The sequence below is a fragment of the Thioclava sp. JE_KL1 genome, from assembly GCF_009296265.1.
In the GTDB taxonomy this organism is placed as follows: domain Bacteria; phylum Pseudomonadota; class Alphaproteobacteria; order Rhodobacterales; family Rhodobacteraceae; genus Thioclava.
Genome location: NZ_WBJS01000011.1, coordinates 1 through 12,210 on the forward strand (window position 1 = coordinate 1; position 12,210 = coordinate 12,210).

Annotated in this window: 10 protein-coding genes; 9 read left to right on the forward strand and 1 reads right to left on the reverse strand. The window is 65.9% G+C overall.

Annotated elements, in window-relative coordinates; genetic code table 11:
* Positions 1-42 precede the first annotated feature (42 nt).
* Positions 43-228, reverse strand: coding sequence for a DUF1674 domain-containing protein (locus F8R15_RS17490; RefSeq protein WP_083078016.1), 186 nt, complete (start codon positions 226-228; stop codon positions 43-45).
* A gap of 80 nt (positions 229-308) precedes the next feature.
* Here F8R15_RS17490 and F8R15_RS17495 point away from each other — a divergent pair, with 80 nt between their 5' ends.
* The 9 genes from F8R15_RS17495 to F8R15_RS17535 all read left to right on the forward strand — a co-directional run bounded on the left by F8R15_RS17495 (position 309) and on the right by F8R15_RS17535 (position 12,163).
* Positions 309-1,580, forward strand: a complete 1,272-nt coding sequence (locus F8R15_RS17495; protein WP_152845436.1) for an RsmB/NOP family class I SAM-dependent RNA methyltransferase — start codon at positions 309-311, stop codon at positions 1,578-1,580.
* 86 nt (positions 1,581-1,666) lie between these two features.
* Positions 1,667-3,388 carry a heparinase II/III family protein gene (locus F8R15_RS17500; RefSeq protein ID WP_152845437.1) on the forward strand — a complete coding sequence of 574 codons (1,722 nt, stop codon included), beginning with the start codon at positions 1,667-1,669 and terminating at the stop codon, positions 3,386-3,388.
* Between the two features lie 64 nt (positions 3,389-3,452).
* Complete coding sequence (gene purH / locus F8R15_RS17505; protein ID WP_368731090.1) at positions 3,453-5,039, forward strand: bifunctional phosphoribosylaminoimidazolecarboxamide formyltransferase/IMP cyclohydrolase; 1,587 nt, start codon at positions 3,453-3,455, stop codon at positions 5,037-5,039.
* Positions 5,040-5,123: 84 nt separating this feature from the next.
* A complete protein-coding gene (lspA, locus tag F8R15_RS17510; RefSeq protein ID WP_152845439.1) occupies positions 5,124-5,603 on the forward strand; it encodes a signal peptidase II in 480 nt (159 codons plus the stop codon).
* A 71-nt stretch (positions 5,604-5,674) separates the two neighbouring features.
* Positions 5,675-6,226, forward strand: a complete 552-nt coding sequence (locus F8R15_RS17515; RefSeq protein ID WP_078542514.1) for a DUF3035 domain-containing protein — start codon at positions 5,675-5,677, stop codon at positions 6,224-6,226.
* 93 nt (positions 6,227-6,319) lie between these two features.
* On the forward strand, positions 6,320-7,702 hold the full coding sequence (locus F8R15_RS17520) for a pitrilysin family protein (protein ID WP_152845440.1): 1,383 nt from the start codon (positions 6,320-6,322) through the stop codon (positions 7,700-7,702).
* Entirely contained in the window at positions 7,699-9,024 is a 1,326-nt protein-coding gene (locus F8R15_RS17525) for a pitrilysin family protein (RefSeq protein ID WP_152845441.1), read from the forward strand. Before F8R15_RS17520 ends, F8R15_RS17525 begins: the two co-directional genes overlap by 4 nt.
* A 65-nt stretch (positions 9,025-9,089) precedes the next feature.
* Positions 9,090-10,988, forward strand: coding sequence for a DNA mismatch repair endonuclease MutL (gene mutL / locus F8R15_RS17530; protein WP_152845442.1), 1,899 nt, complete (start codon positions 9,090-9,092; stop codon positions 10,986-10,988).
* The gene (locus F8R15_RS17535) at positions 10,985-12,163 is read left to right on the forward strand and encodes a DNA recombination protein RmuC (protein WP_152845443.1); all 1,179 of its coding nucleotides are present in this window, start codon (positions 10,985-10,987) and stop codon (positions 12,161-12,163) included. Before mutL ends, F8R15_RS17535 begins: the two co-directional genes overlap by 4 nt.
* Positions 12,164-12,210 lie beyond the last annotated feature (47 nt).

Genomic DNA, 12,210 nt, shown 5'->3' on the forward strand with positions numbered 1-12,210 from the left:
GGTCCGGGGGCAGCGCCCCCGGCCTCTGAGACCGCGCCGCGATCAGAAGTCGATCGCGAGGCCCTTCTTCTCCCAATCGCCGTAGCGCACGGGCTCGGGTCCGTCGCGACCGCCAAGCTCGGTCGGCAGCTCCGCCGCCTGCGCAGTCTTGCGGCGTTCTTCGGCTTCGGCGAGCGCGCGGATCGCGGCGGGCGGCAGGTCGCGGGTCTCTTCGGGCTGATCGGACATGGCGCGTCCTTTCTTGTCTGTGGATCGGGGCATGATATAGGCCCGTGCTTAAGCCGCAACAAGCCAGGAAGCCGCAGCCCATGTCCAGACCCGACCCCGCGCGCCGCGCAGCCCTTGGCCTGATCGTGGGCGTTCTCGAGGATCGCGAGAGCCTCGCCGAACAGATCGGCGCGGAGGCGCTCGACGGGCTGGAGCCGTCGCAACGCGCTCGCGCCCAGCGCCTCGCGACGACGACGCTGCGCCATCTGGGCCGCGCCGACCGGATCATCAAACCGCATCTGCGCCGCCGCACGCCAACGGATGTGATGGCGATCCTGCGGCTGGCCACGGTCGAGCTGCTGGAAGAAAAGCAAGCCCCGCATGGCGTGGTCGATGCTGCCGTGACGCTGGTGAAATCGGCCGGACCGAAGCTGCAAAGCTTCTCGGGGCTGGTGAATGCCGTGCTGCGCAAGGTCTCCGAGGAAGGCGAGAAATGGGCCGCGACGCCCGCGCCGGAAATGCCGGGCTGGCTGCGCGGGCGCGTCATGTCGTCCTTTGGCAAGAAGGCCGCGCAGGCGATGGAGGTTGCGCATCTGGCGGGCGCGCCGCTCGATCTGAGCGTGAAAGACGATGCCGCAGGCTGGGCCGAGACGCTGGGGGCGACGCTTCTACCGACGGGCTCGCTGCGACTGACCGATCCGGGCAAAGTGTCCGAGCTGGCCGGTTTCGAAGACGGCGCTTGGTGGGTGCAGGATGCTGCCGCCGCGCTGCCCGCGAAGCTGCTGGCCCCGGCATCTGGCGCACGCGTGCTCGACCTGTGTGCAGCCCCCGGCGGCAAGACGCTGCAACTCGCTGCGATGGGCGCCGATGTCACCGCGCTGGACATTTCCGAGGCGCGGCTGGAACGGCTGGCGGAAAACCTCGACCGGACGCAGATGGAGGCCGAGATCGTCGCGGCCGACGCGCTCGAATGGGAGCCTGACGCGCCCTTCGATGCGATCCTGCTCGATGCGCCCTGCTCGGCCACCGGCACGATCCGCCGCCATCCCGACCTGCCCTTCATCAAGGACGGCGCGTCGATCAAGCCGCTTTTCGCGTTGCAGGAACAGCTTCTGGATCGCGCTTTGCAATGGCTCAAGCCCGGCGGCACGCTGGTCTATGCGACCTGCTCGCTTCTGCCCGAAGAGGGCGAGGCGCAGATCAAGGCCGCGCTTGCCCGGCATCCGGACCTTACCGTGATCTGTCCCGACCTGCCCGGCATAGAGCCAGACTGGATCACCGAGGAGGGCGGGCTGCGGCTGCGGCCCGATTTCTGGCCTGATCTCGGGGGGATGGACGGCTTCTACATGGCGCGACTGCAACGCTCTGCGTGAACCGACCGCCGAGGCGGTGACAGCGCGCCTGCCTCCCAGTAACGTGACCGCATTCCCCGACAGAAGGGCATGCAAGCGGCAACGGAATGGGTAAGGACAGAACCCGATCATCGGCAAAATTCGGCACGGCGCTGAACCGCCTTGCTGCTGCGCGCGCAGGCCGTGCGCAGACGGCGACCGGATTCGTCAGCCAGCCCGAGCCGCGCACGATCGGCTCTTACGCCAAGGGGCGGCAACTCGTGCAGGGCAACTTCCTGTTTGCGGGCTCTCTGATCGAAGGTCCCGGGGTCAACATCTGGGACCTGCCGATCCCCGGCCCGGCTTTCGAGGATGCGCTGCAGGGCTGCGGCTGGCTCGACGACCTTGCGGCGCTGGGCACCCGCGAGGCGCGCCTGCGCGCACAGGACTGGGTCTTCGGCTGGATCGACCGCTTCGGCGACGGCAGCGGGCCGGGCTGGACGCCCGACCTGACGGGCCGCCGCCTGATCCGCTGGATCAACCATGCGATCCTGCTTCTGAACGGACGCGAGCGCGAGGATGCCGACCGCTTCTTCCGCGCGCTGGGGCAACAGACGATCTTCCTGTCGAAACGCTGGGCGGGCGCGGCCTGCGGGCTGCCCCGTTTCGAAGCGCTAACCGGGCTTGTCTATGCGGGGCTCGCGCTGACCGGGATGGAGCGCCATGCCGACCCCGCGCTGGAGGCCCTGTCGCGCGATTGCGCGGCGGAGATCGACCCCGAGGGCGGGATCGCGACCCGAAATCCCGAGGAATTGCTGGAAATTCTGACGCTGCTGAACTGGGCAGCAGAGGCGCTGGAAACGGCAGGACGCACGCCGCCCGGTCCGATCCTCGATGCGATCGCGCGGATCGCGCCGACCCTGCGCGCGCTGCGCCACTCCGATGGGGCGCTCGCGCGATTTCACGGTGGCGGGCGCGGACCCGAAGGGCGACTCGAAACGGCGCTTTCGGCGACCGGTATCCGCAGCGTCCGGCGCGAGCCGATCGCGATGGGTTTCGTGCGGATGCAGGGCGGGCGCGGCTCGCTGATCATCGACGCAGCGCGACCGCCGCAGGGCGAGGCCTCGGCCAATGCCCATGCTTCGACGCTGGCCTTCGAACTGACCTCGGGCCGCCGCCCGCTGATCGTCAATTGCGGCTCGGGTGCGCAATTCGGCTCGGACTGGCACCGCGCAGGCCGCGCCACCGCCAGCCATTCGACCCTCTCGATCTACGGCTATTCCTCGTCCCGCCTCGGCCCCGAGCGTCTCTTCGGACGGGCCCCGCGCGCCTATCTCGACAAGACGCCGAAAACCGTCTGGTTCAAGCCCGACGATCTGTCCGAGACGGGGATGATCTTCGGCCATGACGGCTATGCCGAGACCCATGGCATGTCGCATATCCGCGAGCTGGACCTGTCCGTCGACGGGCGCGAATTGCGCGGCCGCGACACGCTCGGTGCGATGACCCCTGACGACATCGAGCGCTTCGACCAGATTTTCGAGCGTGAAGGCCTGCGCGGCATTCCCTTCGACATCCGCTTCCACCTGCATCCCGATTGCGACGCGGCGCTCGATCTGGGTGGCACCGCCGTCTCAGTTGCGCTGCGCACCGGGGAAATCTGGATTTTCCGCCATGACGGGGTCGCCGATCTGGCGCTGGAACCCTCGGTCTACCTCGAAAAAGGGCGCATTCGCCCGCGTCCTGCGCAACAGATCGTGCTTTCCAGCAAGGTTCTGGACCGGGCTTGCCAGATTGGCTGGACCTTTTCGCAAGCACGCGATAACTCCACGGCCATCGACGCGCCCTGACCTTGGGGCAGATCCCGAGGATGGCCCTGGGCGCCCCTGACCTGAGCCTTGCGAGGAGCTGCCCGTGACCCGCCCGATCCCCCTGACCCGTGCGCTGATTTCCGTTTCCGACAAGACCGGACTGGTCGACTTCGCCCAGGCGCTTGCCGCGCGCGGCGTCGAACTTCTCTCGACCGGCGGCACCGCCAAGACCCTGCGCGAAGCCGGTCTCAGCGTGCGCGACGTCGCCGATTTGACGGGCTTCCCGGAGATGATGGACGGCCGCGTGAAGACGCTGCACCCGAAGGTGCATGGCGGCCTGCTGGCGCTGCGCGACAACGAAGAACACCTCGCCGCGATGGAAGCGCATCAGATCGAGGCGATCGACCTGCTGGTGGTGAACCTCTACCCGTTCGAGGAAACGGTCGCGAAGGGCGCCGATTACGACACCTGCATCGAGAATATCGATATCGGTGGCCCGGCGATGATCCGGGCAGCGGCGAAGAACCACGCCTTTGTTTCGACCGTGGTGGATGTCGAAGATTACGCCGCCGTTCTGGAAGAGCTCGACGCGAATGACGGCGCGACCTCCTACCCGTTCCGCCAACGCCTCGCCCAGATCGCCTATGCGCGCACCGCGGCCTATGACGCCGCCGTCTCGACCTGGATGGCAGGCGCCATCGGCGAAGAGACCCCGCGCCGCCGCGCTTTCGCTGGTACGCTCGCGCAGACCCTGCGCTATGGCGAGAACCCGCATCAGTCGGCGGCCTTCTACCTCGACGGCACGAACCGTCCGGGCGTCGCGACCGCCAAGCAGCTTCAGGGCAAGGAACTGAGCTACAACAACATCAACGACACCGATGCCGCCTACGAGCTCGTCTCGGAATTCGGCACCGAGAAACCCGCCGTCGCGATCATCAAGCACGCCAACCCCTGCGGCGTTGCGACCGGCGAGACCGTGATCGAGGCCTATAAGCGCGCCTTCGACTGCGACCGCACCTCGGCCTTCGGCGGCATCATCGCGCTGAACCAGACGCTGGATGCGGCGACCGCCGAAGAGATCACCAAGATCTTCTCGGAAGTCATCATCGCGCCCTCGGTCGACGAGGCCGCCAAGGAAGTCATCGCGAAGAAGAAGAACGTGCGCCTGCTGGAAACCGGCGGCCTTCCCGACATCACCGCACCGATCACGACCTATCGTCAGGTCGCGGGCGGCTTCCTCGTGCAGGACAAGGACAATGGCGTGATCACGCTGGACGATCTGAAAGTCGTGACCGAGCGCCAGCCCTCCGAGCAGGAGCTCAAGGACCTGCTTTTCGCGTGGAAAGTCGCGAAACACGTCAAGTCGAACGCGATCATCTACGTCAAGGACGGCGCGACCGTCGGCGTCGGCGCGGGCCAGATGAGCCGTGTCGACTCGACCCGGATCGCGGCGCGAAAGGCTGAAGACATGATGGAAGCCGCTGGCCTGACCGAGACGCCCACCAAGGGATCGGTCGTGGCTTCGGACGCCTTCTTCCCCTTCGCTGACGGTCTGATCACCGCGGCTGAGGCCGGCGCCACCGCGATCATCCAGCCCGGCGGCTCGATGCGCGATCAGGAAGTGATCGACGCGGCGAACGAGCGCGGCCTCGCGATGGTCTTCACCGGAATGCGCCATTTCCGCCACTGATCTGCCGGTATCTTTGCGTAGCCCGGTAGATACCGGGCTGCGCTTTCTGGCATGAAGACGTGACGAGAAACAAACGAGGGCCAGATGCGGCTAGCAGCGAAAGTGACAGCGGGCGTCCTGCTCCTCGACCAGGTGTCGAAATATATCGTCGTACAGGGGATGCATCTCGATCAGCGCGGCGCGATCGACGTGGTGCCGCCCTATCTCAACTTTCGCATGGCATGGAATCGCGGCGTGAATTTCGGCCTGTTCTCCGGCGAAACCGACTGGATGCGCTGGGTGCTGATCGTCGTGGCGCTGGTGATTTCGCTCTGGGTCTGGGTCTGGATCGCGCGTGAGCCGCATTCGCGCCGGGTGAATATCTCGGCCGGGCTGCTAGTCGGTGGTGCGCTTGGCAACGTGGTCGACCGGCTCGTCTATGGCGCGGTGGCGGACTTTCTGAACATGTCGCTACCGGGTTGGCAGAACCCCTATTCTTTCAACGTCGCCGATGTGGCGATTTTCCTCGGCGCGGTCGGTCTGGTGCTGTTCACCGGCAAGGACCATCGCGCCAACGACGGCTAGCCTGTTTTTCGCAGGTGACGACGCTCCAATGTTGCGTTAAGACGGGGGCGGAACTGGCAAGGGAGTGGTTCATGCAGGCGAAGATCGGCACGCTCGGACTCGCGTTTACAGCGGTACTGACGCTGGCTGCCTGCGGCAATTCCCGCGACCCCAGCCTTATGAATCTGCGCTCTTCGCACCAAGGCCCGGACGAATTCGGCGTGATTCCGACGAAACCGTTGGAGATGCCGGAGAACCTCGATGCGCTGCCGCCGCCCACGCCGGGCGGCAAGAACATCACCGATCCCACGCCCGAAGCCGATGCCGTTGCAGCCCTTGGTGGCAATCCGCGCCGCCTCGACGAGACCGGTCAGGTCCCGACGTCGGATCGCGCGCTGGTCTCCGCCGCATCGCGCTACGGCAGCCAGTCGGGCATCCGCCAGACCCTCGCCGCCGAGGATTACCAGTGGCGCAAGGATCACGACGGCCGCCTGCTGGAGCGTCTGTTCCAGGTTTCGGTCTATTACAAAGCCTACAAGCCGATGGAGCTCGACCAGTCGGCAGAGCTCGAGCGCTGGCGTCGCCTCGGCGTCGTCACGCCCGGTGCCCCGCCCTCGGGCGAAGCGCAGCGCGCGGTCAAGTAATCCGAAAAATCATCACGAGAACGTCACCGGCGTTTGCACGTCGGGCGAGAGTGCTTATCTTCGCCCAAACTGTGTCTTGTGAGGAGTTGGGCATTGCGTGCATTTCTGTTCGCCCTGCTAACATTGGCAGGTCTGAGCCCGGCGGTGGCCGGTGACGTCTCTACCTTCGAGTTGGAAAATGGCCTGAAAGGCGTCGTGATCGAAGATCACCGTGCCCCGGTCGTGGTCCATATGGTCTGGTACAAGGCCGGATCGGCCGACGAGAAGCGCGGTAAATCCGGCATCGCCCATTACCTCGAACACCTGATGTTCAAGGGCACCGACACGATGGCGCCCGGTGAGCTGTCGAAGACGGTCGCGGCCAATGGCGGCTCGGACAACGCCTTCACCAGCTACGACTACACCGCCTATTTCCAGCGCATCGCGGCCGACCGGCTGCCGCTGGTGATGAAGATGGAAGCGGACCGGATGCGCAATCTGCGGATCTCGCCCGATGACGCGAAGACCGAGCTGCAGGTGATCCTCGAAGAACGCGCGCAGCGCACCGATTCCAACCCGCGGGCGCTGTTCAACGAACAGGAGCGCGCCGCCCAGTTCCTCAACTCGCCCTACGGCACGCCGGTCATCGGCTGGCGCAAGGAGATGGAAGGGCTGACCCGGCAGGACGCGCTCAACTGGTATCACGAATATTACGCACCCAATAACGCGATCCTCGTGGTCGCGGGCGATGTGAAGCCCGACGAGGTAAAGGCGCTCGCCGAGAAGTATTACGGCAAGCTGAAACCGACCGAGGACCTCAGCCCCCGCGCCCGACCGCAGGAGCCGCCGCAACGCGCCTCGCGGCACCTGACCTTCGAGGACCCGCAGATCGCCCAGCCCTATCTGGTACGCAGCTACCTCGCCCCCGAACGCAATCCGGGCGACCAGAAGCGCGCCGCCGCCCTGACAGTGCTGTCGGAGATTCTCGGCGGCAATCAGGCGACCTCCGTGCTGGGCCGCAAGCTGATCTATGGCGACGGCACCGCGATCTATGCGTCGAGCTATTATGACGGCATGTCGATCGATGCGACGACCTTCAACCTCTCGGTGATGCCCGCCAAGGATGTGAGCCTCCCCGAGGCCGAAAAGGCGCTCGATACGGCGCTTAAGCAATTCCTGAAGGAAGGCATCGACTCCGAGCAATTCGCCCGCATCAAGACGCAGGTGAAAGCCGCCGAAATCTATTCGCGCGACAACACGCAGGGCCTCGCGCGGCGCTATGGCGAGGCGCTGGCCTCAGGCTTCTCGGTAAAGGATGTGGAGGATTGGCCGGACGTGCTGACCTCGGTGACCGAAGAGGACGTGATGGCCGCGGCCCGCGACCTGTTCCAGAACAAATCCTCGGTGACGGGCTATGCCAAGCGTCCCGATGACGCCCCCGCCGAGGCTGCGGCCCCCGCCGCGCCGCCCGTGCCTGCGCAGGAGATCACGCAATGATCCACACCCGTTTCCCGATCACCGCGCGCCTCGTGATGGCGTCGCTCTTCGCCTGCATCCTGGCCCTGCCCGCTCGTGCGATCGACATTCAGCAGGTCACGTCGCCCGGCGGCATCAAGGCTTGGCTGGTGGAGAATCACGACATCCCCTTCACCGCGCTCGACATCGCCTTCCGCGGCGGGGCGAGCCTCGATGCGACCGGCAAACGCGGCGCGATCAACCTGATGACCGCCACGCTCGAAGAGGGCGCGGGCGAGAAGAATTCGCAGCAATTCGCCGAGGCCGAGGAAGCGCTGGCCGCGCAATTCGGCTTCGACGTGGGCGACGACTCGCTCGATATCTCGGCCCGGATGCTGACCGAGAACCGCGACAAATCCGTCGATCTGCTGCGCGAGGCGCTGGTCAATCCGCGCTTCGATCAAAGCGCGATCGAACGCGTCCGCCAGCAGGTGCTGGCCGTGATCGCATCGAGCAAGCAGGATCCGAACGACATCGCAGGCGAGAAATTCCGCGAGATCACCTATGGCGATCATCCCTATGGCAGCTCGCTCAACGGCACCGTCGAGAGCGTGAAGGGCCTCACGCGCGAGGACCTGTTCGAGGCCAAGGACCGCGTGATGAGCCGCGATCACTTGATAGTCTCCGCCGTGGGCGACATCACCCCGGAAGAGCTCGGGCCGATGCTCGACAAGCTGCTGGGCGATCTGCCCGCCAAGGGCGCCGACATGCCGCCCCCCGCCGACCCCAGCTTCAAGGGCGGCGTGACCACGGTCGATTTCGACAGCCCGCAATCGGTGGTGATGTTCGGCCAGAAGGGGATCGGCCTGAAAGACCCCGATTTCTTCGCGGCCTATGTGCTCAACCAGATCGTCGGCGCGGGCGGGTTCTCGTCGCGCCTGATGGACGAGGTACGCGAGAAGCGCGGCCTGACCTATGGCATCGCCTCCTATATCGTCGACAAGGATCTGGCAAAGACGTGGCAGGGCAGCTTCGCTTCCGCCAATGAGAAGGTCGCCGAGGCGATCTCGGTCGTCAAAGAGCAGTGGAAGAAAGCGGCGACCGGCCAGGTCACCGACAAGGAGCTGGAGGACGCCAAGACCTACCTCACCGGCGCCTATCCGCTGCGCTTCGACGGCAATGGCACGATCGCGGGCATCCTGACGGGCATGCAGCTCAACGACATGGCCCCGAGCTATATCGACACCCGCAACGACAAGGTGAACGCGGTCACGAAAGAAGATGTCCAGCGCGTGGCCAAGCGGATCCTGAACCCCGACAACCTGACCTTCGTGGTCGTCGGACGCCCGCAGGGCCTGAACTGATTTCGCTGGGGATAGCTGGCGCGAATCTCTTTAGATGAGCGCCGCGCCATGCTATCCCTAGTGGAATGAACCAGCACAACCGCAATATCGGCGCGTCTGAGCGCCCCGTGATCCGGCAGCTCGATGACGCTGCGGCAAACCGCATCGCAGCGGGCGAAGTGGTCGAACGTCCTGCCTCGGCGGTAAAAGAGCTGGTGGAGAACGCGCTGGATGCGGGCGCCGCGCGGGTCGCGGTGGAATATTGCGATGGCGGCAAGACGCTGATCCGCGTGACCGATGACGGCTGCGGGATGACCGCCGAGGATCTGCCGCTGGCGCTCTCGCGCCATGCCACTTCGAAGATCGACGGTTCGGACCTTCTGAACATCCACACTTTCGGCTTTCGCGGCGAGGCGCTGCCCTCGCTCGGCGCGGTCGGACGTCTGACGATCACCTCGCGCGTCGACGGTCTCGATGCCTTCCAGATCGGCGTGGCGGGCGGCCAGATCGGTCCGGTCAAACCGGCGGCGCTGAACCGCGGCACCGTGGTCGAGCTGCGCGACCTGTTCTTCGCCACGCCCGCGCGGCTGAAATTCATGCGCACCGATCGGGCCGAGGCGCAGGCAATCGCCGATGTGATGAAGCGGTTGGCGATGGCAGAGCCCTATGTCAGCTTCACACTCACCGATGTGTCCAACGGCAAATCGCGCGAGATCTTCCGCGCCGATGGTGAGCAAGGCGAGCTGTTCGACGCGCTCTCGGAACGTCTCGCCCGGGTGATCGGGCGCGCCTTTTCCGACAACGCGGTGCGGATCGAGGCCGAGCGCGAAGATATCCGCCTGACCGGCTACGCGGCGCTTCCCACCTATTCGCGCGGCGCGGCGGTGGAGCAGTTCCTGTTCGTCAATGGTCGCCCCGTGCGCGACAAGCAGCTGACCGGAGCGCTGCGCGCGGCTTACATGGATTTCCTCAGCCGCGAGCGTCACCCCGCCGCCTGCCTGTTCCTGACCTGCGAGCCCGAGCGCGTCGACGTCAACGTCCACCCCGCCAAGGCCGAGGTCCGCTTCCGCGAGGCCGCGACCGTGCGCGGGTTGATCGTGACCGGGCTGCGCCACGCGCTGGCGCAAGCCGGGCATCGGGCCTCCTCGACCGTCTCGGATGCGACGCTTGGCGCGATGCGCCCCGAACCCACCGCCGATCAGCCGCCGCGCATCTATCAGATGGATCGCCCGAGCCTCGGCGCGATGCGGTCGTCCTACTCCGCGCAGGCGCCGCTGCCCGATCCGGGCTATCAGCCCCTCTCCTACCAGCAGCCGTCCTTCCAGGAGGCCCCCGCGCCCAGCTTCGACTATGCGCCCTCGGCCCGCGCCGAGGCCCCCGCCCCGGCCGAACCTGCGCTGACCGAGAAGCCCTTGGGCGCGGCGCGCGCGCAGGTGCATGAGAATTACATCATCGCCCAGACCGAGCGCGGCATCGTCATCGTCGATCAGCACGCCGCGCATGAGCGGCTCGTCTATGAGAAGCTGAAAGGCCAGATGGCCGAGAATGGGGTGCCCGCGCAGGCGCTGCTGATCCCCGAGATCGTCGAACTCAGCCAAGGCGACGCCGCGCTGCTTTTGGAACATGCCGACGCGCTCGCCCGCCTTGGCCTCACCATCGAACCCTTCGGCGGCAGCGCGATCGCGGTGCGCGAAACCCCCGCCGTTCTGGGCGAGATCAATGCCGAAGGGCTGCTGCGCGACGTGCTCGACGAGCTGTCCGATCTCGGCGACAGCCAGTTGGTGCAGGCCAAGATCGAAGCGGTGCTCAGCCGCATGGCCTGCCACGGCTCGATCCGCTCGGGCCGCCAGATGCGCGCCGACGAAATGAACGCGCTGCTGCGCCAGATGGAGGCCACGCCCCATTCCGGCCAGTGCAACCATGGGCGTCCGACGTATGTCGAATTGAAGCTCAGCGATATTGAAAGACTGTTTGGCCGCACATGATCCAGCTTGGCGATATGACCCTGACCCTGAACGACCCGCTGACGCTCGGCCTTCTGCTCGGCAGCGCGGCACTTGTTATCCTGCTGATCCTGATGGTCGCCATGCTGCGCGCTGCGGGCCGTCAGACCCGTGCGATGGACCCGATGGTCGGCCAGATGAACCTTCTCGCTCAGCGGGTGCAAAACCTCTCGGACGGGCAGCAACAGCTGTCCGGCGGCCTGCATCACGTCTCCGAGGCGCAGGCCGCGAGCCAGACCAAGGTGCTCGCCCTGATGGAAAGGCGTCTGGCCGAGGTTTCTCGCGGCATGTCGGAAAGCCTGCATGGCACCGCGACCCGCACGGCGCGCTCGCTGGGAGACCTGCATCAGCGACTGGAGGCGATCGACAAGGCGCAGGCCAATATCGAGAAGCTTTCCGGCAATGTGCTGGGCCTGCAGGACATCCTGTCGAACAAGCAGACCCGTGGTGCTTTCGGGGAGATTCAGCTGCACGATATCGTCGGCAAGGCGCTGCCCTCGGACAGTTTCACGATGCAGGCGACCCTTTCGAACGGGAAGCGCGCGGATTGCCTGATCCATCTGCCGAACCCGCCCGGACCCATCGTGATCGATAGCAAATTCCCGCTGGAAGCCTATGAGGCGCTGCGCCGCGCCGACACGCAATGGGAGCGCCAGGAGGCCAGCCGCGCGATGAAAACCGCCGTGCGCGCCCATATCAAGGCGATCTCGGAGAAATACATCCTCGAAGGCGAGACCGCCGACGGCGCGCTGATGTTCCTGCCCTCCGAGGCGGTCTATGCCGAGCTGCACGCGAATTTCCCGGAACTGGTGCGCGAAGGCTTTGCCGCGAAGGTCTGGATCGTCTCACCCACGACCTGCATGGCGACGCTGAACACGATGCGCGCCGTGTTGAAAGATGCACGGATGCGCGAACAGGCGGGCGCGATCCGCAAGGAACTGGCCGCGCTTTATTCCGATGTCGACCGGCTCGGCACCCGTGTCGAAAACCTCGACCGGCATTTCGGGCAAGCTGCGAAAGACATCTCCGAGATCAAGATCTCTGCCGAGAAGGCCGGGAAACGCGCGCGGCGCCTCGACAATTTCGATTTCGAGGAACTGGCCCCCGATACGGCCGCACAGCCGCTGCTTGTCTCGACCGCCGAAAAGAAGGCCTAAGCGGCGCCAAGCGTCGCTTTTCGGCTGCGCGCCCCTTCGGAGATTGG